Below are 22,350 nucleotides of genomic sequence, written 5' to 3'. Positions count from 1 at the left end.
TGCATATTATGCCTATAGCAAGGGAGCATGCCATGAAACAGAGCCAGCAAAGGATAGAGCTGACACAAGCGATCGAAGCCAAGGTGCACCGCCTAGACATGGACGCGCTCGTCAAGTTGGCAGCTGATCTTAATATTGCTCTGCCCGAAACCAGAGTCAGACCCCCGCGCGGCAAGCAGGTTGCTGCGGCTCATACGGGCGGCCCACCCGAGCGTGTGTTGGCCGGAAAGGGCATCGGGCGTGTGCTGCCTGCGGCGGAAGGAACGCGACGACTGGATCAGATCACGGTCGACGATGAGTCGACAGACTGGGCCGAGAGCGAGCTAGCCGGCGCAGGTGAAGTCGTTGAGCGGCTGAACGTCGCGCGAGGGACGCTCGACAATTGGCGCAAGGCCAACAAGGTCATCGCACTCAGGAAGGGCCTCCGCAACTACGTCTATCCGCTCCGTCAATTCGAGCGACGCGGGCCGATGGGTGGCCTTGATAGAGTGATCCCGATGTTTTCCTCGCCCGAAGAAGCCTGGGAGTGGCTGGTCACACCGAACCGGATGACGGACGGCAAGGCGCCAGTAGACGAGCTGCGAGCAGGCAATATCGACATGGTGGTGAACGCCGCCGAAGGTGCCTTGGACTACACGTGAAGCTGGTTGCGAGAAAAATACGTGAGCGGGTCATTACCGCCCGGATCAATGACTGGCCACGGATACTGCCCAGCCGTCACCGCGCCCAACCGGCGGGGGCGGGCTATGGTTCGAGCCGGTTCTCGAGCCCGGCGCGCCAGTTCACGGTTCTTTACGCGGGCGAAGACTTCTCCACAGCCTTTGCCGAGGCCGTCGTACGCGATCGCTTTGAGGGCAAGCAGCGGCGCTTCCTCTATCGCCCGTATCTCGACGGCTGTTGCGTGACGTCGATCTCGTCGAACCGACAGCTGGCCCTGGTCGATCTGACTGGGGCCGGCGCTTACGAACTGGGCGTCGATACCGATGTGAATAGGGCTCGCAATCACGGACGCGGCCAGGAGTTCTCCGAGCTTCTCCATAGCGAGATGCCCGATATCGACGGCATCCTGTTCGACTCGCGACTGACAAGCGCCCGTTGCGTCGCTATCTATCAGAGGGCGCTGCCAAGCCTCTCGGGCACCGTGCCGATTTCCCTCCTGCAGGTCCCCGAGCTGGCTCCTGAGCTGAAGCGGCTCAACATCACCGTTCGCCGCGAGCGCGGTTTTGGGGTATCCTGAGCCGCAACGACAGCTGCAGGAGCCGAAGCAAATTGGGAGTAGGTCTGAAAATCGGTTCGCCGAAGCGTAACAAGCGGCTGCAGACAGGTTGGGAGGGCTTCTTCCCCTATTACGCGGGCTTCCCTGAGCTCTTTGTCCGAGACATCTTAGAGAGCGCCGAGCTCCGAGACGATGCGGTGATCCTCGATCCGTGGAACGGTAGCGGGACCACGACGTACGCTGCCAGCCAGTTGGGCCTCAAATCGATCGGGATCGACCTCAACCCGGTGATGATCATCGTGGCCAGGGCACGTCTCCTACCACCGAGCGAGGCCGATCACTTGCGCCCGCTGGCTGCGACAATCCTCGCGCACTTGCGAGAGTCACCGGTGACTCTTACCGACGAGGATCCCCTCCTCGCCTGGTTTCAGCCAGCCGCCGCAAGGGTCGTTCGCAGCATCGAGCAAAACATCCGCCGCACACTTTTGGGCAGCATGACCAAGTCGCCCGACGGCATTCACCTTGACCGCATATCAGGCACGGCTGCTACCCTCTATGTGGCGCTATTTGCTGCGTGCCGGCGGCTCGCCATATCTCTTCGGTCATCCAATCCAACCTGGATCAAGCTGCCCAAGGCCGACGATGACCGGCTTGATCCGACTGCTTACGCGATTGCCCATCAGTTCGCCAAAAATGTGCGCGGCATGTCGAAGGCCCTCGCCGCCAAGCAGCTGGAGGAGGAAATCAATGGCGCAGAGTTCACCGCCGGCGCGAGTACAATTCAACTGTCCGATACCGCGACCATGGCCATTCCCGAGAACAGCATCGACTTCGTGCTAACATCGCCGCCCTATTGCACCCGCATCGACTACACTGCCGCGACCCGAGTCGAGCTGGCGGTGCTCGGCCCGCTCCTAAAGATGAAACCGCGCGATCTCGGTCGTCGGATGATCGGCTCGGTTCAGGTGCCCGAGGAAGCCATCAAGATGGACAAAAGCTGGGGGCCGACTTGTTCTTCGTTTCTCGCCGCCCTCAAGAAACACCCTTCGAAAGCGTCGGACGGCTACTACTACAAGACCCATCTCGATTACTTCAATAAGACCGCGCGCTCTCTCATCCGGGTTACGGAAGCGCTCAAGCCGGGTGGCCGAGCTATATTCGTCGTGCAGGACTCCTATTACAAAGAACTCCACAATGATTTGCCTGCAATCCTTACGGAAATGGGCGCACGGCAAGGTCTTTCCCTCTCGGGTCGCGAGGATTTTCACCTCCGTTCGATGTCCGACATCAATCCTGGCAGAAAAACGTACGAGCGCCCCACAGGGGCGACCGAAGCTGTTCTCTGCTTCGTTAAAACCAACAAAGCGGCGAGAACAACGCCGCGGTCAAAAAAAGGCGTTCGTCGGGTTCGAAGCCGTCGGCGGTGACGCTTAGATCCGCTATCAACAGCGCAAGGTCACTGTCATCGAGCCTGGTTGGTCGTTCGACGCTCGATGGTCTCGATCCGACGACAATACCAAGCGAAAGTTGCTGCGCTGTCCGCGCGCCAGGTTGCACGCAATGCGTGCGGAGGACAAGAGGTGGGAAATGCCACCTCGTCGTCGAAATGAAAGGACTGTGCACAGTGGCCGAGGCGAAAATTCAGCACTACGTGCCTCAATATTATCTACGTAGCTTCATTGATGCGAAAGACCAGCTCTACGTCGTAGATCGACCGCGGGGGAAGTTCTTCCGGGTGCCAACAAAGAAGGTTGGCGGTGAACTCTATTTCAATCTGATCAACGTGAAAGGGATCGATCCGTTTGCAGTCGAGAAGGCGCTTTCCGAAATGGAGGGCATAGTTGCGCCCGCTCTTGAACGCGTCAAAGCAGCAACGTCGCTCACCAATGAGCAAGATCGAAGCGCGGTTATGAATCTCATTGCGGCGGTCGCATTGCGAAATCCGAAGCAACGAGCGGCGATCGGCGAAATAGTAAATCAAGCCGGTCAACGAATGCTCGCTGCTGGATTGGAGACGCGGGGCCGATATGACGAATACGTCGCTGCAATGAAAGCAGAGGGGACGCCGGTTAGGGAGACGTATGAGGAGTTCAAGGAGATAGTCAAAAGCACACCAGGCAGATTCAAGGTGTCGCAAGACTTCAATATTCTCGTCGAGCTCCAGTTTCACGACAATCTGGTTCAACTGCATCAGGGACGGCGCTGGCAAATGCTCCTAGCGAGCGACGGTTCCGGAGGTTTCGTCACAAGTGATCACCCGGTTTGCTTGCGCTGGTCAGACGGACAAGACCACGGAAATCTCTCGCCTGGATTTGGCGTACCGGGTACAGAAGTGATTTTTCCACTTTCTCCAAAGTTGGTCCTGCGCGGCACCTTTGAAGGAGAAGAGAATTTGATCGACGCAGACAGAGGCACGGTCGCAGGTATAAACAGCCTGCTGATCAGCAATATTCATAATCAGCTTTACGCCCAAGACGCGTTGTTTAACTACAAACGGAGTCCAAAAGACGGGATAAGCAGCGGCGCCACCCTGTGGCAGGACAATGTGTTCTTAGCCGCGGGAAAGCCTAAAGACGACAAGATCGTTGCTCTACGATCTAAATAGATTGCAGTTTGGAGGCTTCGGCGGCCACTCATCGGATACTCATGCGCGAGGCGTACGCGCTTACATCGGTCATTGCCGATTCCGCGCCGAACGTGACCTCACTCGATGGCAAGGATGTTTGCCAAGGCAAGCCACCAGCGGCGCAAGTGATACGGGCTCTTGAAGGTCTTCGAACGCCCCTCGATAGCCGTTTGAACTATCCGAGGGCGGCGTACTAGCCAAGTCAACTATGATTCGTCCTCAGCAAGTGATTCGCAAAGTTTTCCGTGAGGAGGATTTTCTGCAAATGCTTGAAGAATCAGGTTCTCTTCGAGGCAAAGCCCAAGCGTGCGAGGGCCGCGATAGCGGTCCACCCGCAACAAGCAATGATCCGCAGTTGTTTCCTACATAATTCTTGATGGACGGCAGCTCGATGGAATCGGCTCCCAGCCCCGAAGAGATCCAGCAGTTCCTCGAAAGTCTCGTACCGCCGCAATTTCCGGACGAGGTCTTCGATCCGCGCGACGCTGCTCTTGGACAAATCGTGGATTGGAAAAGGAGCAACGCAACCGCAGAGTTGGCGGGCTTGCTCACGGAGCCGCGTTTCCACGCGAACACCATCCGCCTCGAATGGCTGCAACGGCTGGTTCTTTCCAAATCCACCGGCAGACGGAAGCCGCAGCCCCGCGATTTAAGTGCGGCGCTGAATGAAGGGCTCGGCCGCGCGGGCGTGCTACGTCTCGAAGATCCGATCGAGGATCTCTTTTGCGATCGTATCGCGACGAACCGTGGTGATTTCAGAATCTTCATGGGCGTTTGGGAGGGGGCCGGCGCCTATACGCAAACGCTTCTTGATGCCTTCGAAGCACTTCCCCCGGGGGGCTTGAAGGATCAAACACTGCGCTCGGTCTATGCCTTACTGCAACTCGGCGAGGCGCTTGCCGCGCGCGCAGGCGTGGACCGGGATACCCTTTCGTCGGGACGACCGGCGGGCCAGCTCACCGTCCCAGGGGCGGAAGAGCTCAAGCGCCTCTCGCGCCGTGTTCAGTTTTCGGATGCGGATCTCGAACGGCTCCAAATCGACAAGCGAGCCCTAACTCCGTTCTTCTTCCAGGCTGGCCAAGAGCGGTACGTCAGCGATCGCCCCATCGGTGAAACGCCGCTCGAATATCATCCGCTGCAAGCAACTTCGTCGGGCGTCATCGTTCTTGTTCCCTCGAATCTCTCGGTTGCGCTGCGAGCCGTTCTGGTCAATGCGGCCAATGCCGGGGGCTTGGGCGAAACGCTTCAGGAGGCGCTTCTCATTGAGCAGGAGGCTTATGCCGAGCGCTCGGGTTTTTGGCCTGTCCCATCGTTGAGGCTGTCGCCACCCAACCAACACATGATGCGCGCCAGCGTGTGCGCTTATGCGCCTGGCCGATTTCTGCATGTCATCCAGCTTCCGGCAACGTTCGACGATTTCCCAAGGCGCGGTTTCGGATCGGCGCGGCCACTCGGCCTCGAAGCAAACCAATTCGTTGCCGAGGATGTCGAGCGCTTCTGGCGGTTTTTGCGCGAGCAGCCGGATTTCCGGATGGGAATGACAGTCCTTCTCCTCGGTGGTTGGGGCACACCGCATAGCGTTGCCCCACCGATCAACGACGCAAACGCGCCAGAGAACTGGCTCTATCTTCCGCTCAGCTTCATGGATGCTGCCGTAATCGGCGCCTGTGAGCATGGCCGGCTCAGGAGCATCATGCGAATGCTTCAGCAGATCTCACGTCTTGAGCAGGACGGCTTCGAGTTTCAGTATGTCAACGGTATCGCCAACCTGTTCGGCTTCTGGCGGACCACGGACGGCAACCTTGTTCCCGAGCACGCGGAAGAAGTCGAACCACCTTGCTTTCTATCGCTCCCGACCGACGAACTGCTGGCCCCGAGGCGCGAGGCCGCGCGACACCTTGATGTCCGAGCTTTGCCGATGATCCCGGCGGGCTTCAAAATTGCCCAGCGCCTCGATTGGGATAATCCCTTGGATCTCAAGCCAATCTACGCGAGCCTCGATGATGCAAGGCAAAACCGGCTGCTCGGTGCCAGCGTCTTCGGCAATCATGTCTGGTGGATCGAGTGCTCTGAAAGTGGGGCCGCCGATCGGGACTGGCGCTACCGCGTGTGGCACGCGCTCTTTCAGTGGATTACGGCGGTAGGCCCAACCGTTCTTTCCAAACTGCCGCACGCTTTTCCAGGTGGCCCGCGCATGGTCGAAGTTCTCATACCGCCTCGCTCAGTGGCCGAGCCCATCAACCCGGCCACGCTCGGATCTCAGCAGGCGCGGGCCGCCTTGACTGTTCGGGCCGGGGCTCCCAGCAACCCAATTCAAATCGAAGTCACCGAGGCTTGGCTTCAACAACTGGGCGCAGCTGAGAACGATGCTGAAGTAGAGTTGATCGCTGCGGTTCTGGAGGGGTTGGCTGCTTCAGGGGCGGTAACACGGGCTGTTCTCGCCGATGAAGTGCGTACGGCCATTGGATCGTTCGATTGGCGCTGGCTCCATATTCGCGAGTCTCTCACCCCTCTCGATTACCTGGCCGGATCGGGACTGATTGGCGCGATGCGCGAGCCGTCGCTTTCGGCCCACGCTCTCGCTAAATGCCGATCGGTCTGGCGCTTTTGGGATCGCGCAGGTGGCCTTGAGATTACGGGTGAAAACAACTGCAAGGATTTCCTTGCCAATTATCGAGCGACGCTGCTCGCCGAGTTGACCGCTCGCATACGCGTTATGAACCGCCAAGAGCTTCTGATCGCCTGTGGCCGCCAATACCAGGCCGCTCGCGCCGAGCAGGATCAATGGCGATCGACCATCCGCGCCATGCGCGCCATTCGCGGGGAGGCCGCCGACGTCGCGGCCTTCAAGCGGCAAAATGCCGTCAATTCCGTTGCCCGCGCCGCGAAAACCGTTTGTGAGGTGGCGGCGTGCGAGGCGGCCAGCGCAGGCGGTCTTTCGCCATACCGTGATGATCTGGATGACCTGTTCGCACTGGCTTTGCTGATTGTTGGAAGCGGCCAGCTTTTTGCCTTGATTGGAGCGGGGCTGCACGAACCGACGCTCCGGATCAGTCCAGCCGGCGATCTCCTGAGCGACCATACCGTCCAGATGACCGTGCTTAAACCCACTGTCGAGTTGATGAACCGGCGCGTCCTCGACGACGCCGCAGAGACCTATTCGCGTCGCAGAGCGCGTGAAGCGCCGGTCCCCCAAGAACGGGAGAACGCCTGGACGCCTGCGTTATGCGCGGCGATCGAAACTGAATACCAGACCTCGGTCGATAGCTTTATCAATCTGCAGTACGCGCTTGTACGAATGGCCCAGGACCGCCGCGAAAGCGTCTTTACGATTCGCCGCGGCGAGCTTGCGCATGCCCTGAACTCGGATAAAAGCTTTCCGTCAGACGACGTCGGTACATTTCTTGAACGCCTAACGCTGCCAAGACGCCCGCGATGGCTGGATATTCCCGTTGGACTATCCGAAGCAGACTTCAATCTCAGCCGTTTCGACCGGCCTTACTCGATCATCAATCGTCCCCTTGTGACCTTTGATGATAGCCCCGATCCCTTGGTCCTTGTTGCGCCGATATTTGTCAGCGACGCAACCATGTATTCCTTCTCAGGTTTGCGCGAAGGCACGCTCAACAATACCTATTGGATATCCGACGCTGCCCGCGCTTTTGCCGGGTCGCAAGGCCATGCCATGGGAGAGCGATTTGAAGACGACGTGGGAGAACGTCTTCGCAAGCTCGGTCTGGAGGTGTGGACACGCCGGGCTCTGTCTTGGGCGCTGAACATGAAGGTTGATCCCGCGTTAGGAAACATCGACGTGCTCACGGTCAGTCATGACCGACGGCGCGTGTGGGTTATTGAAGCCAAGAACCTGAGGCTTTGCCGCACGGAAGTCGAGATCGCTTCGCGCCTTGTCGAATATCGCGGCCGCATGAATCGCCACAAGAATGGCCGCGAGAGCCCCGACAAGATGCTCCGCCACATCCGGCGCGTCGAATTTATGCGGAACCACGCCAAGGCGTTGTGCTCAAGGCTCAAATTGGACGCTCCGCCAGATGTACGGGGCCTTCTTGTGGTGGACGCTCCTCAGCCAATGAATTTCTTCGCGGCAGGCCAGCTTTCGGATGGGCAAACGGTGATGCTTGATGCAATCAATGATTTTAGGTTTTGATCGCGTGAGGATGCTCGGCGATAAGAGCATGAGCTCTGCTTCTGACTCGCGTTCCGTCGCGTATTGAGACATTTGGATCGTTCATGCCGGCAACCATTTTCTTTTCATGGCAGCTCGACACCCCACCAGCGATCGGGCGGAATTTTCTGCATTCGGCTCTAGTAGCCGCTTGCCGCGAATTGGGAAAGAACGGGGGCGTGGAGGATGCCTCTCGCGACGAGCTCAGCGTGGACAGTGACACGCAGGATGAGCCGGGTCAGCCGCCCATCGTAGAAACCATCTTCAAGAAGATCGATGCCGCGCGGTTGTTTGTCCCAGATGTGACTTACACCTCTCAATCGGCGGACGGAAAGCGCACGCCAAATCCAAACGTGCTGATCGAATATGGCTGGGCTTTGAAGGACAAGACTCATCGCCGGATCATCAGCGTGATGAACACGGCCTACGGCAAGCCACCCGAGATCGAGTTGCCTTTCGATTTGCGTCATGTGCGCTGGCCGCTCTTCTACCATCTTCCCAAGGACGCGACGCCGGAGGTCAAGGCCGAGGTGAAGCGCAAGCTCGTCAGAGACCTGGCCTTTCGCATTCACACTTGCTTGCGAGACCTTACCGAAATTCCCATAGCGCCACGCTTCCTCCCCTTTACCGATCTTCGTGCGTGGGCCGTTGAGGCGGGATGGAATGGCGATGTTCACGCCGCGACATTGGGCGACAACGATTGGATGAGTTTCTGTAAGCGCCTACGTCAGGCGGCCGTTGATGGCGCGATCCCGTTCACGGGACGCCGCTATGTCTATGATTTCGGTGAGGAGGCGGACGACCAACCGCAGATCGCTATCCCGCGAGCGCATTTCGACGAGTACGGGTTCGACATGGTCCAACTCGCGACCGCCGACAACTACGATATTTTCACAAGCAGGCTCGGCGTTTCTCCACGCGAACTCAAGGGCAGCATCTTCCGCGACCTTCACGTCGATGAAGCCCAGGCGCGAGCGTGGCTGGCTCAGGGCGGCAAGCCGCCTGCGGCCTCCGACATCGCCGTGCGAATCGCGCCGGGAGGCGCCGGGATTGGCGATTACGTCCCAGTCTGTACGCTTGCGGTCAAGAACATCGGTAAGACCGATTTTGAGCGCTGCCTTGTCGAAATGACCGAGTTTAGCGGGACTGTGCCGCCCAATATCGCCCTACCCCTGACGCTGCGCACCGCTAATCAAATCCGCGGAGACGAACGAGGCCGCTTCCTGCTCTCCGCCGGGCAGGAAGCGATCATCCCATTGACCTTCCACCGTCCGCAGCGCGCCAACGAATGGTTTCTCGTCGATGATTCCGGCAGCAAACATTTTTTTAGCGCCGATCCCACCAAGATGATCGTGCGCATCTATGGTGGCCCCGCGCCTGGAAACGCGCTTGTCTTTATCAATACCGATGCCGGGTGGAAAGCCTTGCCGACGGTAAGCACGGTGCCCTCCGACGTCACGCTGAGGAGCATGTTAGGGGCGCCCTTGGACAGTTTGGGCGGTTGAGCGGCTGACGTAGCGAAATATACCGGGTGGTTCAGGTGATGGACTGGCCGCTACTGTTTTCGCTCGACCGACCAGGATGCAAAATCCTTTGCGATATGCACGGTCCAAGCCGGGGCATGGCCGATCTCAAGGTGCAAATTGGCGACACCGTAGACGTATTCGCCGTCCTTGGCGCTGCAGAGGGCAACCACCCACACGGCCCCGAAATCATGCGCAGGCAGGTTCCGGGCGACGCGGGTCGGCTTCCATTCGCCGCCGCCCGAGTTCAGAAACACGACTAGAGTCTTTCCCGTTGCATAAGCCGCACCACCCTTCTTCTGTTTGTCGCTAACGGCCTTGGCGATCGAAGCCTCGACGTTTGACACTGAGGTCGTACGCGGCATGGGCACCAAGACGTGCTCAGTCGGCCAAGTCTCGCCGGTCTTCGTATCAACGATAATTCCGTCGCCGCCGACAGGATCGCTGTGAAACGCCATGCGTTCGCCAACTTCTTCCTCTTCCGCGTTGGCCGCCGCGCAGATCATCCAATTGGCTACCAGTTCGCGCGGACGGGCATCACCAAACCGTTTCAGAGGCTTTCCGGTCTCGAGGAGTACCGGCGATTTGATGATTTGCTCGAGCTCGCGCAGCGCGACCGCCATGCTCTTGAAGCGGGTGGTCTCATAGGACATCGTGCCGGTGCGGCGCTTCGGCTTTGCAACCTCCGCTTGCTTTGCGCCATCATCTTCCTGTTCGCTCATGGCCTCAATATAGGAGCTCGCCGGCGAGGGCGGAATAGGCTCCCTAGGTCGGCTTCCTGGACCGGACCTCGACAAAGGTCAGCAGCGCCGCGCGCATCAGCCCGGTAAACAGCGCTTCCAGTTCGAAATGATCGTCCTCTGGTAGATGCGTATGAACGCCGCCGCGGATCCGATGCGCCATGACCAAATCGGCGGCGATTTCTCCCCCGGGCTCGGTGCGAAGAGCGTCGATCTTGGCCTTGAGCGCTGGCCAGTCGTCGGCGAGCCGGCTCTGGCGCGCAAGTGGCGAGACATCGCCGCGTTTGAGAATGGCCAAGACATTGGGCTCCCGCCAAAGCTGCTTGAATTGCTCGTAGAGCTGATCCTTGTTGGAGCCAAGCGCCGTGGCCATGTGCTCGACCACCACGGCCAAGCCCTGGATATCGCTCTTCATGCCTTCGATCGCGAATTCATTTCCACGAAGAGCATGGTTCTCGAACGATTTTAGCTTCCAGAAAAAGGCTTCCAATCCTTCGCTAGCAAGGAACTCAACGAAGGCCTTGATGTCTGCTAGCGTGACGCTGCTCGCTTTCACGAGAAGGTTGGCTTGCAGCGTCAGGCTGACACGTTCCTTTTCCTCATTGGCCCAATCCGGCCACATCAGATCTAGAGCCGGCTTGTGCCAGCCGCCAACCACGCCGACACGGTCACGCAACTCCGCGAAGGTGGAAACACCGGACAGGCGCGCCAGTATCCCGGCTACCCCTACGAAATCCTTGTAGGCGTCCGCGATCAACGGGCGGCCATCGTGATTCCAATCCGACCAGCGCTTAGCAAAGCACTGGATAAGATCAATCAGACTATCCGTGCTCACGCCGAAGCGGCTGTAAGCAGCACCGGCAAGGCTTTGGGTATCCTGGTCGTATTGCCGGCCTTGCTCTGAGGTCAATCGAAAGCGTCCGCCTTGGCCCTTGACGATGTTGCTCAGGGCCCTAAATCGCTCTTCCGCGAACCAGACGATGGCATCGAGCGCCTTCTCGTGCTTCTTGAACTCACGCGTGGCCTGGACCGGCAGGAAGTTGTAGGTGAAGCTGGTCCCTTCCGGCAGACGGCCCGCTTCCATGGCTTCGCGCACCGCCTTGAAGCGCTGCTCGTCTTCCAGATCGACCCGCATCGTAACACCGGCTTCGGCCTGTTCAGCGGCCAGCAGAAGCTGCCATGTGCAGTAGCGATCATCACAATTGTCGGCGAACAGCGTGTCTTCGACATCGTTGCTTACGTCGACGCGCCGATCGCAGTGCGGCACAAATGATTCCGGCGACGGTCGTTCGACGAACGGCCGGAAGCGTTCCTCCGGATCGTCGAGGGGATTGGGCGCAAGACCGTAGACAATCCAGTTTTGCGAGCGATGAAGTGCCTCACCGAATGCGAGCGCGGCGTCCCAGCGCGGGCCATCGGGCTCGGTTGGGAGTTTCAGGTTGCGCGGCACTTCGGGGTGCGACAGCAGCCAAAAGCGCCGGGCGATTGGATCGGGAAACCGTATCCGAAGGCGCGGTAAAAGAAGCCGGGACGCTTCGAGCGATTCCAGCAGCCGGTCGCCCATGTACTCGCCGCGAAAGGCGCGCAACGCACCTAGTTCGCGAAGGAACGTGCTGGCAGACATGAAACAGGAGAATTGCATTTTGTGCTGCCGGAAAGAGTTACCAATCCCATTGAGAGCAGGCGAATCTTGATTTCCAAACTATAGTGGAGATTGAACCGGCTAGCGAATGACACGGGGTTCCAGGAAGAAACGTCTCGTTAGGTCGAAGCCGACCAAAGTCTTTTCGAGCACATGCACCTGACAACCGTTCAGTACCTTGGCGTACTATGTAGCCTGCAGTTCAAGGCTTTGCCTTAGATGAGCAAATGGCACTAGGCTGTTATCGGCCAGGGGCACCGCCAATGAGCGAAATCCTCGTTATCGACGCGAGCAAGCTTCTGCCGGGTGATATCGTGCTTTCTACCGGCAAGAGCAAAGTGGGCTGGATGATCCGCGCGGCCACTGCCGGTGATTTCAGCCACGCGGCCTTGCACGTTGGACACGGCATTGCCGTGGAAGCGAACGATCCGGGTGTGGTCCCAATATTCCTGCCCGCCGTCAGTTATGAAGCGAACACGAAGGTCCATGTGCGGCGAGCTCAAGGCTTGACCCCTGATCAGCAATCGCAGCTTGTCGATTTTGTCTGGGAGTTACTTTACCGGCCATATTCGATGCGTGGAGCCATCGCCACCGTATGGCAAAGACTGCGTCAGGAATCCGACCGCGGGTATTTCTGCTCTCAGCTCGCGGCCGCCGCCTACGAGAGCATCGGTGTTCATATTGTCGACCGGAAAGCTGCGCGATGCAAGCCGAACGACCTTGATGACTCCGAGCGACTGGTCGATGTTCCAGAAGCAATACAGCGCGTCGACAAAGAGGTTCACAATGCCACCACGGAGCTTATGGGCGGTGCGTGCGAGAAGTTCGTTGAAGTGGGCGCATTCGGAGAGAAGTTTCTGATTGACGTCTGCTTGAAACACTTCCCCAAGGTGTTCGCACAGCCTTTCAATGTCTACGACCTTCTGCGTCAGTTCTTCGACGGAACCGTCGATGTCGAAACGGTCGGCAAGCCATGCGATGATGCTGCAGCGAAGGCAATTGTCGACCTCGTCAGGTTGCGTCCTCGGACCCCGTGTCCTGGTATCAGTGTCGCAACGTACCTATCTGACTCCGACAAATGGCTCCCGACCGTCTTCACAAACGGAGGCGATATCCTGATGGATCGGAAGTCAGGGTTTAACTATCACAAGCAATTCATTACGCATCTTTTCACCGCCCGAAATTGGGAGATCAATCACTGGTTTCATGAGCATGAACGCATGCTGCAGAAGGCGGATGAACATGGCTCCAAAAGCATCAGAGCCATGGCGATGTGGATAGGTCACGCCGTCGCTTTAGAATTCAAATACGCCGCGATTCTGAGGAACTCGACGCATCCGGGCTTCTTACCCCGCGCCAAGATCGAGCAGTATAAGGACGACCTGCGAAAAGCGTACGGGCGTCAACCATCCACCGAAGCGGATAAGTGACGCCAATGAAGCGTTTTGCCTCAAGCGTATCGCTGTCAGTAACAGGCTGGCCATCCGAGAACGTCCAGGACCAGTAGTAGAGTTGTTCGAATTCGCCCCTTCGACTATATTGAGATAGAGCGCCGCCAGAGAAGCCGCGATTAGAATAGCCTCGTCGGAAACCTTGACCCTCTCCGAACACCGTCCAAAAAGGTCAATGCCGCGGGTCACCTTCAACTCAATCACGTCGTTCAACCAGCCGCGAGCGCATCGCGTAGCTTGGAGACGAATGGTTGTGGTGTCACTGCGCTTCGAATCGCGAAGGAAGTATCCCCGCGTATGCGACAGTTGCGCGAGCGGATCGTGCCCTCAGCATCGGAAGCACTGAACTCTAGCCGACGATGGAAACGAGAATTAGCTGCGGCAGTGCTAATGGCGGAGTTCGCCAACGTTCGCCGACACTTATTCAACGGATATTCGACGACTTTTGCACAACGGATCTAAGTCGTTGAAATTTCTGGCGCTCCCTAGGGGAATCGAACCCCTGTTTCAGCCTTGAGAGGGGTAAAGTCGATGCGCTCGATAATCATAGTGAGGAGAGTCCTGCGACGGAAACCATACGGTGTCAGGCACAGCTCTTTGCATACGCAGGTGTCACCGCACCAACTTTGCACCACCCGCCGAGGCGCACGGCTTGATAGCATGTTGCGGTTCTCTTGACCCGCGCGTCACGACCATTCGGCATCGGCGGGCAGATCGGCGTTGCATTCATTTATCGAAATTGCCTCGAGACTTACGGATCGTGATGCGCGCTCTTCGATCGAGTGCCAGATATCAACAGCGCTTCGATCCGACCGATTTGTACGCTACTGCGCGCTGGATTTAGCGGCGACATCCTAGTGCTTTTGTTTGGCCCTGTAGGCGAAGTAGATGAGCGCATCCGGGACAATTAGGTTGCTCGCAGATGCTTTAAAGATGTGCCGTAGAATCCCGACTCGCTCAGCGTTGCATGATCCGATCAATGGCGGAGATCATCGAATGACGTGCAGGAACCATGGTTGACAATGATAGCAACAATCGGCGTCGGCTCGTCGAGTTCAAGGACGGTTGCCGCTATGGCAAGTTCGGAAAGACAAAGGCTTATGAGCTGATCGCCCACGAGAGAATCAGGGCGTACAAAATGGGCGGCAAGACCCTAATCGACCTTGACAGCGTAGATGAGTATCACGCTTCACTGCCAAGGGTTGAGACGAGGGCCAGCTAATCTTAAACAGATCAGGATGACTGCAAACAAATTGCGGCAGAGCAATGTGAAGCCCATGGTGGCCTCCTGTCTCTTCATACGTCCCACGAGAGTAAGCCTGGCTACGCTGCCTCCACGGTTACGAATCGACTAAACCTTCTGCTGCCGCCAGGAAACCTAATCCAACCGCTTTGCGGCAACGGCAGAGCTGGCAGGGTCGCTCACCGCACGCGGCGTTAGGGTAGCAAGACAAAAGTTGTACTCAAGAACGTTAAAGACACGATGGCGACGGCGGCGGTCGGCTTACGGGCCTTTAGAGCCGGCGGTCTCGCCTTCGTGGTTCGCTCCGGTGAGATACATCTGGCGGCAAGCTGAGGCGCTGACAGGAAAGACGCCCGTTGGGCCTTGTACCGCGCCTCCGCTCGTCTCGTCTCGGAACCGTACATTCCCGCCTCTCCAGCCAAGTCGTGACGCTCCACTTCCATCGGCACCCACTTTCGCCAGCAGCCGTTATAGAGCTCCCGCTGGTCATGGAACTTTAGGGGAGTTGGAATGTTCCGAGTATCGGAACTCAGAACCGTCTTAGTGGCCCCCAAGACTAGGCGTGCGGCCGAAAGGAGAGCGCGATGCAGCAAAGGCGTCGGTTCAAGCACTCGTTGTCATTGCGGGAGCGTCTTGCATCGTTTGCCAAAGGCGCGAGCGAGAAAGCTTCAAAGTTGCCTCCTGGCCCAGAAAGGGAAGGCTATCTGAAGAAGGTGCGGCAGGCCGAAACTGCGTCTCGCCTGGATGAATGGACCAGGGACTGCGGTCCACATGCAAAATCATCCAGGAAAAACGAGGTCAGCCATGACCCGGCTTGACGATCGCACGATGGCTACTCTTGATGTGGTGCTCGAGGAAGTTTGCCGCTCGCTGCCTCACGGGGGCGACCACGAACTTAGAAGGTCGATCGCGGAGAAGCTTCTTGACAGCGCGCTCGTTGGAAACAGGACCATCAGCGGCCTGACCGAGGTCGCGCGCGCCGCCCTCGCGGAGACCACAAAGAGGTCAGCTTAACGGTCCGGCGCCCTCCGCCGCCAGCTCGTGAAGCTGAACGGCTTGACATTCAACTGTGTTTTGTCGAGCCGGACTCGGATAATGGCATTTCGCGAATAGCTGGTTGTGAACAGCACTTTGAGGGTGCATGAAGGTTTTTGCCCGGGGTAACGACCGAGCGCCAGCCAAATTCCTCGGAAAAACAACGTCAGCGAAAACAGGTCCACGCGAGGCTGCCATTGGAGTAGCCTGAAGGACAGATGGTCTATAATCTCGCGCAGGCTAACCGATAAAACTGCGCAAAACATCGCCCTTTTGGGCGAGCTGGCGAGCCGACAGCTCATCTGGGCTACCGTCCCGTCTGGACAAGATCGCTGAAGCGCCTCCACGCAAGTTTCGGGACGAGCCAGCTCTGCTCGGCCAAAATGCGTTTGTCTCGCGGCCGGCGATTCGCCGGCCAGCCAAAGCGCCAGACCGATGCCCACCGAAACGTTGGCTTCCAACAAACCGCACTTTCCCTTCGAGGATGCGCTGCCATCGGTCGACAGCAGTCACACTTGGATATGGAAGGAGCACAATCTGAAAAGGCGTTGCGCCGTTCACTTCTGTTTCGGTTCATCCTGTGCGTCGCATCATTCGATCTCTCTTGTTCGCCGGCCGACGACACATCCGGCCGCCGCACCCAACTTGCCGCGTCTCACCATGTGACCGGCGAGGCCGCCGACGATGGTTCTCTTGATGCAGCCGTTGGCGTTCGCCCCGGGAGGGAGAGCAAATGAAACCGCGGCTGCGCAGGCCGCCGCCATAATCCATTTCATCGACATGCCTCCGGTCCTGAGCGATCTCGAGAACTACGCGATGCCGACGAGCTCCGTCAGTCCCATCCCGCTCGAACTCGCGAAGGCTCCTCGGCGCAGTACGCGCCTACGCGACGGGGACGCGGCAGCGTGCCATGGCCCTCAGGCTGACTTCACTTCGGCTAGCAACTTGAGCTTCCAAGAGCGTGCGAGCGGGGCCACCTGACGCACTTGTCCTTCAGGCTGGCCATCGGTGGCGATGTGTCTCGAAGATCCAAGCGGCGGATCGCGCGCTCCCTGCGGATCCCTCGTGCTGACGTCACTGCAAAGCACCTATGGTGCCGGAGTGAATACGGGCTGCACAAGTTCATATGGCGCAGCCCCCACTCGCTTTCGAGACCGGGCACGGTTCTGCGTGAACCGGGAAAACTTAGAACTTCTCAGATCTTGATCTGTTGTGCCGGTCCACTCCTGGAGGACGATAATGAATAAAAAGTATCTTCTTTTGCTGGCGGCTGCTTCGCTTTTGGCTGGGCCGACATTTGCGCAAAATCCACCGGCCACCGATCGGCCGAACAACAATGCGGTCAACAGCTCCGGACAGAACAATTCCGACAAGCCGGTATCAGGCGCCAACAGCTTCACCGAGGGGCAAGCCAAATCGAAGATCGAGGAAGCAGGCTACAGCGATGTCACGTCTCTGAAGAAGGACGACAACGGCGTATGGCGCGGGAAAGCCAACAAGGCCGGCGCCCCGACAGACGTTAGCCTGGATTTTCAGGGCAACGTGAACGCAGCCAAGTAACCGGGCGCGCAGCAGCGAAGATAGGAAGGATTCTTCATGACCATCACGATTTCACGTCTTTACGATAACTATTCTGACGCGCAACGCGCAGTGACAAGCCTCGAGGCGGCTGGCGTCCCGCATTCGGATTTGAGCATCGTCGCCAACAACTCCGACAACTGGTACGGCGCCGACAGAAAAGTGGATCGTGACCGCGATGGGGTCGACGATCGTGCCGAGGGGGCCGCTACGGGAGCTGGCGTCGGCGCAGGTCTCGGCGGCGTCGCGGGCTTGCTCGCAGGCCTCGGTCTTTTGGCGATCCCTGGCTTGGGTCCGGTCGTCGCGGCTGGGTGGCTCGCGTCGACCGCACTGGGTGCCGCCGCCGGCGGTGCCACGGGCGGCGTGGTGGGGGCGTTGACGCAGGCTGGTATATCCGACGAAGAAGCTCCGCTTTACGCCGAAGGCGTGAGAAGGGGCGGCACGCTGGTTTCGGCACGCGTTCCGGATGCCGACCGTGCGCGGTACGAAGCGATCTTAAATCAGTCCGCCGTCAATCTGCGCGACCGGAGAGCGGCTTGGCAGAAGGCTGGATGGACGAACTACGATCCCTCAGCTCAGCCTTTCGGCGCGGACGAGGTACGTAGAGAACGCCAGCTCTACGGCGCCGACGTGAGATAGATCAATCGGCGGCGGCCTGCCTTGGGTTGGCAGGCCGCCCTTTTTTGGCTCCCAGGGATCAATGAGAGGCCGGACCAAAAGTCCTCCGCCGCTTACATGCAGTCCGCGTCGTTCTCAGTTAAGCTTGCGCCTCAGCCACTTGATCGTTTCTCGCAAATCGTCCGCATATTCCTCAATCATCCGCATGCGCGCCTCCTCCCGAACTGATGGCTGGGGCGGTGGCTTGCGTTCATCCGGTTGTGCATAGTCCGGCTTTTCCATGTCCATCAGTCTCCATGTTGGGACGGCACGACCCTTGACATAGATCAAGAGAAATCGGCGGGAGGGGACGGCAGAAGCCCCGTCCCGAGGCAGAACCTTTTTTTCTGCCCGTTCCTGGCCGAGCTCGCCATTTCGTCAGAAATCTGTCTCGGCACGGGAGCGGCTCCGGTCTTCTTCGACTGTCAGCCACTCGGTCGTGATGCGCAGCGAGGCAAGGCGGCCTACCGTAAGCGATAAGCACCGCACAATTGGACGAAAACGGCTCGACGATGAACGTTAAGGAAGGCGGGCCCTATCTACCAGAAGGATCCACAGACCCTGGCAAGCGTATCCTGTTTTGGGCGTGCGCAACCCGGCCAACTCACGATCGATCGATCGATCCGGAAGCGGGCCGGCTGCTCGCAGTGCCCGGACGAGAAAGCGATCAAGCCTGTTGACTATGACTTGCGTTCGCATGTCGCACGCATCGGCCTCGCGTTTAGCTGAGGGGACCCTGTCCCCAAGTTCGGCAACGACATCATTGTTGGTGAGCACGGACTGTTGGGGCCGCAGGTGCCGCTGGGTGAACGGGGGCGGAGGCCAAACTTGTCCCGTCATGACGGGATTTCCGCAATGATAGCAGCTCAGTGAGGGCCTGACCGTGAAGGACGCTTGACCGCACCCGGCGGGCTGCTGCTCGCGGCCGCTACCAGGCAATTCGGCGTGCGCGTCAGCGCGGACATTCGGCACCTTAATCTAAGGTATATCCCCCCGTCATTACGCAGCTGGGTTTAACCGCTGGGTCACGGCCGATCGTATTACTCGGCGACAGCACGTGACCTTCACACAGCCGCCGCTGCTTGGCGACGAGAAGCATTGCTTTGCTGCGGAGCTGGAAGTCTTTGTGGGCATCCGATGAGATATCCCTGCATCTCGTCGCATCCCTCCCGGACGAGCAACGCCATCTGGGCGTCCGTCTCGATTCCTTCCGCGAGAACCGGAACTCCGAGCCCGTGGGCAAGGCCGATCACGGCCCGCACGATTGCCAATGACCGTTCGCTCTGACCAAGCGAGGCCACGAAGGACCGGTCGACCTTGATCCGGTCCAGCGGAAATGCTTCGAGATAGGACAGCGACGAATATCCGGTCCCGAAATCGTCGAGCGCGATCAGGACACCAAGTGCCTTGAGCGCCTCCATCGTTCGCTTGGCTCGAGGAACATCTTCGATCAGGACACCTTCGGTGATTTCGAGCTCCAGGCACGCGGCCGACAGGCCGCTCTGGCGCAGTGCCTTGCGGACCTGCCCGTCGAGGTTTTCGCGGCGGAACTGAGCGGCCGAAACGTTGACGGCAATCCGGAGGGGGTGATCCCAGGAAGCCGCTTCCAGGCAAGCCTCCGCGAGGACCCAGTCGTCAATTTGCGCGATCGCGCCGCTCTGTTCAGCGATCGGAATGAACTCTCCAGGTGGAATGACACCGCGGACAGGGTGCCGCCATCGAACCAGCGCCTCGTAGCCCATCAGCGCGCCGTTCCGGTCCTGTTGCGGCTGATACTCCAGGTACAGCTCGCCCCGCTCCACAGCGCCCCGCAGATCATGCTCCAGCGCGCGGCGGTTGCGCAGCTGTTGATCCATTGCGCTTGTGAACAGGCGAACGGCGCCCCTGCCCTCGTGCTTGGCACGATAAAGCGCCGCATCTGCGTTTGCCAACAGCGCCACGGCATTGGCCGCATCTCTCGGGTACAGGGCGATGCCGACACAAAGGTCGATCTTCAGCGCGTGATCTTCAACTTCGATCGGCTGCTCGAACTGTGCCCGCATCCGTGTGGCGAGCAATTCGGCCGCCGCCGGTAGCGGAAATTGATCGGCAATTGCGATGAATTCGTCGCCGCCAACGCGCGCGACGTATGCCCCGTGGGCCGCCTCTTGCAGGCGTCTTGCGGCTTCGCGTAGAACGGCATCGCCTACGGCATGACCGAAACGGTCGTTGATCTCCTTGAAGTGATCAAGGTCAATGCAAAGCACCGCGAAGGCTGCGTCGGTGATCTCCGCACGGTCGATGGTGGCGCCGAGCTGCTCGTCGAGGGCTGCCCTGTTGGGTAGCTCGGTGAGCGCATCGTGACACGCGAGATAGCTCACCCGCTGTTGCGCTCGATTACGTTCAGTTACGTCGAAAGCTACGCTGACGTTAGCGGGTTGCCCATTGTATAGGAGCGGTCTCGATTCGATCACGACGTGGATCGTTTCGCCGTTTGCGGTCCTGTGCAGCGCGCAATCGCTGTGGCCAAGTTCTTGCCCAGCGCATTCGAATTCATGCTCGAACATGGCCAGTAGATCCTGGCGGGAGTAGCCGTAATGCCGGCACATCGCGCCGTTTACTGCAAGAAGTTGCCCCGTCTTCGCATCGGCCACCCACATCGGAAGAGGATTTTCCTCGAACAGAAGGCGGAATGACGCCTCGCGCCGCTTGAGATCGGTGATATCGATACGGACACCGATACTACCTCCATCGCTGGTTCGCCTTTCCTCGACACGGATCCAGCGGTCGCCGGCCAGATGCTGCTCGTGCGAGTAATGCGGCAAGGCATGACGGGCGAGGCGGTCGACGAGCCACTGCTCTTCCCGCCCGACGGCCTCCGGATACTGCCCGGCCGTCAAGCCCGCGCGAAGGAGGCTTTCGAACGGCATGCCAACGACAAGCGCGTCGCGACTTACGGCGTAGACCTCGGCGTACTGGCGATTCCAGAGAACCAGACGATCGTTCTTATCGAAAACGGCAAGCCCTTCGGGGACCACGTCGAGGGCTTCGGTCAGATGTGAGTGAGCAGCACGGGCAGCAGCTTCTGCCTGCTCCGCGGTGGCCTTTGCTTCCGCAAGAGCCTTTTCGGTTCGATGACGCTCCGTGATGTCCTCGTGTGTCGCGACCCAGCCCTTTCCTTCAATCGGGCGATGCCGGATTCGCACGATCCGGCCGTTATTCAATTCCACGGTCGTATCCGAGTTTTCAGCGATCACGTGAGAGCTGTTGCGCCAAACGAGATAGTCACTCTTCGACATTTTCGGCGCGCTGCCAGCGGAATAGCGCAGATCGACGATCTCCGTCAGCTTCATGCCTGGCCGGACCAACTTCGGATCCAGATCATAGACCTCGAGATACTGCCTGTTGCACACGATCAGACGCTGGTCCTCGCCAAAGAAGCAGAGACCCTGGGACATGTTGTTGAGGGCACTGTCGAAGCGTTCCGCGAGGGTGGTCGCGATCTGCTCTGCGGCACGTGCGCGATCACCCTCCTCAGACAGCTGTCTGTGGGTCTCGACCAGCGTAACGAAGAAGCGAAAATTGGTGTTGATCATGCGAGCAAGCAGAGCGAGCAACGCCAAGAGATTGATCCCAACCGAGACCAGGACGCCTTCGCCGGAGAACAGTAGAAGCGTCGCAATCGGCGCGCCGGCAATCAACATCACCAAGCGAGACGCCGGCGGGAAGCTGGCGAGGCAGTAGGCAGTACCGACGCACCCCATGAAGAGTAGGAGAGCAACCGGCGCGCGCAGACCGGGTTCGACCGTGAGGAACAGGGCCAAAATCCAAGTCACAAATCCGGTGCTGAGCACCACGGTCGCCAGACGAACCCTTGCCAGCTCCTGGTACGCCTCTGGAGCCGTAAGATCCGCCTTCTTCAACCGGAGCCACTGGACCAGACGAAAAACACATACCATCAGCAGCGCGGTTGGCAGGGCAAACCGCAGCCAAGAGGAGACGCTGTTCGGAAGAACCAACCCGACACTGATGCTGTTGGCCAGAAGCACAGAATAAAGAACGGGCACCTGCTCGCGCAACACCCGGAACTGCGCAACGAGCACCGAACCGCCGAGCGGATCGGTCTGGTCGCCCACGGCGAAGAGACCACCAAATCGCGCCAAAATGCCCATTGAGATTGCCCCACCCGTTGGACAAGCTAGGGCAGAGAGCCGAAGAACCCGTAAAGACCATTGGTGTGCTAGGCCTTAACAGAGTCCCTCTTTTGCCGTGACTGCGTACGTCCATCTATCACAACACGTCCGGTATCGGAACTCGCGTGTCTTGGTTGCCGAGCGAGCAGCACCCGCATTCCGAGGACTAACAAATGTTTATCCGAAGCAGATCGGCTGTGGGGTACGGCTTCGCGTCCCGAGAAGTGAACCACTGCTCTGGATTGGCGAAAGCTATCAACGTCAGCCGACCGTTTAAGGCCCTA

16 protein-coding genes are annotated in these 22,350 nt (G+C 58.9%); 10 read left to right on the top strand and 6 right to left on the bottom strand.

Annotated elements, in window-relative coordinates; all coding sequences use genetic code 11:
• Positions 1-32 precede the first annotated feature (32 nt).
• From IC50_RS41125 to IC50_RS38355, 6 genes are all read left to right on the top strand, one after another.
• Entirely contained in the window at positions 33-641 is a 609-nt protein-coding gene (locus IC50_RS41125) for an antitoxin Xre/MbcA/ParS-like domain-containing protein (protein WP_157460882.1), read from the top strand.
• Entirely contained in the window at positions 638-1,237 is a 600-nt protein-coding gene (locus tag IC50_RS05155) for an RES family NAD+ phosphorylase (protein ID WP_035701199.1), read from the top strand. The genes IC50_RS41125 and IC50_RS05155 overlap by 4 nt, the downstream gene beginning before the upstream one ends.
• A gap of 32 nt (positions 1,238-1,269) precedes the next feature.
• Positions 1,270-2,643 (top strand): DNA methyltransferase, encoded by a 1,374-nt coding sequence (locus tag IC50_RS05150; RefSeq protein ID WP_035701198.1) that lies wholly within the window; start codon positions 1,270-1,272, stop codon positions 2,641-2,643.
• A 197-nt stretch (positions 2,644-2,840) separates the two neighbouring features.
• Positions 2,841-3,821 carry a DUF4238 domain-containing protein gene (locus IC50_RS05145; RefSeq protein WP_157460879.1) on the top strand — a complete coding sequence of 327 codons (981 nt, stop codon included), beginning with the start codon at positions 2,841-2,843 and terminating at the stop codon, positions 3,819-3,821.
• A 412-nt stretch (positions 3,822-4,233) separates the two neighbouring features.
• Positions 4,234-8,007, top strand: coding sequence for a hypothetical protein (locus IC50_RS05140; RefSeq protein ID WP_157460877.1), 3,774 nt, complete (start codon positions 4,234-4,236; stop codon positions 8,005-8,007).
• 83 nt (positions 8,008-8,090) lie between these two features.
• Positions 8,091-9,530: a hypothetical protein gene (locus IC50_RS38355; RefSeq protein ID WP_050990902.1), complete on the top strand. Its 1,440-nt coding sequence runs from the start codon at positions 8,091-8,093 to the stop codon at positions 9,528-9,530.
• 50 nt (positions 9,531-9,580) lie between these two features.
• Here IC50_RS38355 and IC50_RS05130 read toward each other — a convergent pair whose 3' ends face one another.
• Complete coding sequence (locus tag IC50_RS05130) at positions 9,581-10,270, bottom strand: hypothetical protein (RefSeq protein ID WP_035701190.1); 690 nt, start codon at positions 10,268-10,270, stop codon at positions 9,581-9,583.
• Positions 10,271-10,313: 43 nt separating this feature from the next.
• Positions 10,314-11,912: a hypothetical protein gene (locus IC50_RS05125; RefSeq protein ID WP_157460875.1), complete on the bottom strand. Its 1,599-nt coding sequence runs from the start codon at positions 11,910-11,912 to the stop codon at positions 10,314-10,316.
• 281 nt (positions 11,913-12,193) lie between these two features.
• Here IC50_RS05125 and IC50_RS05120 point away from each other — a divergent pair, with 281 nt between their 5' ends.
• Both IC50_RS05120 and IC50_RS42765 read left to right on the top strand, forming a co-directional pair.
• Entirely contained in the window at positions 12,194-13,360 is a 1,167-nt protein-coding gene (locus IC50_RS05120; protein WP_035701185.1) for a YiiX/YebB-like N1pC/P60 family cysteine hydrolase, read from the top strand.
• Positions 13,361-15,428: 2,068 nt separating this feature from the next.
• A complete protein-coding gene (locus IC50_RS42765; protein ID WP_085973575.1) occupies positions 15,429-15,638 on the top strand; it encodes a hypothetical protein in 210 nt (69 codons plus the stop codon).
• Here IC50_RS42765 and IC50_RS41120 read toward each other — a convergent pair.
• Together IC50_RS41120 and IC50_RS38855 are read right to left on the bottom strand one after the other, a co-directional pair.
• Complete coding sequence (locus IC50_RS41120) at positions 15,635-16,123, bottom strand: hypothetical protein (protein WP_157460873.1); 489 nt, start codon at positions 16,121-16,123, stop codon at positions 15,635-15,637. The two genes, IC50_RS42765 and IC50_RS41120, sit on opposite strands and share 4 nt — an antisense overlap.
• Positions 16,124-16,249: 126 nt before the next feature.
• Positions 16,250-16,441 carry a hypothetical protein gene (locus IC50_RS38855; protein ID WP_244429543.1) on the bottom strand — a complete coding sequence of 64 codons (192 nt, stop codon included), beginning with the start codon at positions 16,439-16,441 and terminating at the stop codon, positions 16,250-16,252.
• 457 nt (positions 16,442-16,898) lie between these two features.
• On the opposite strand from IC50_RS38855, the gene IC50_RS05100 reads away from it, so the two are divergent.
• Complete coding sequence (locus IC50_RS05100) at positions 16,899-17,219, top strand: PepSY domain-containing protein (RefSeq protein ID WP_035701177.1); 321 nt, start codon at positions 16,899-16,901, stop codon at positions 17,217-17,219.
• A gap of 36 nt (positions 17,220-17,255) precedes the next feature.
• Positions 17,256-17,876, top strand: coding sequence for a general stress protein (locus IC50_RS05095; protein WP_035701176.1), 621 nt, complete (start codon positions 17,256-17,258; stop codon positions 17,874-17,876).
• 114 nt (positions 17,877-17,990) lie between these two features.
• Here the strand turns inward: IC50_RS05095 and IC50_RS41115 are convergent, their stop codons facing one another.
• Both IC50_RS41115 and IC50_RS05090 read right to left on the bottom strand, forming a co-directional pair.
• Positions 17,991-18,143: a hypothetical protein gene (locus IC50_RS41115; protein ID WP_157460871.1), complete on the bottom strand. Its 153-nt coding sequence runs from the start codon at positions 18,141-18,143 to the stop codon at positions 17,991-17,993.
• A gap of 815 nt (positions 18,144-18,958) precedes the next feature.
• The gene (locus IC50_RS05090) at positions 18,959-22,045 is read right to left on the bottom strand and encodes an EAL domain-containing protein (protein ID WP_035701174.1); all 3,087 of its coding nucleotides are present in this window, start codon (positions 22,043-22,045) and stop codon (positions 18,959-18,961) included.
• Between the last annotated feature and the right edge of the window lie 305 nt (positions 22,046-22,350).

It is taken from the genome of Bradyrhizobium genomosp. I (2014), from assembly GCF_000261685.1.
Classification (GTDB): Bacteria; Pseudomonadota; Alphaproteobacteria; order Rhizobiales; family Xanthobacteraceae; genus Bradyrhizobium.
This window is presented reverse-complemented; position numbering and strand designations above follow the sequence as displayed.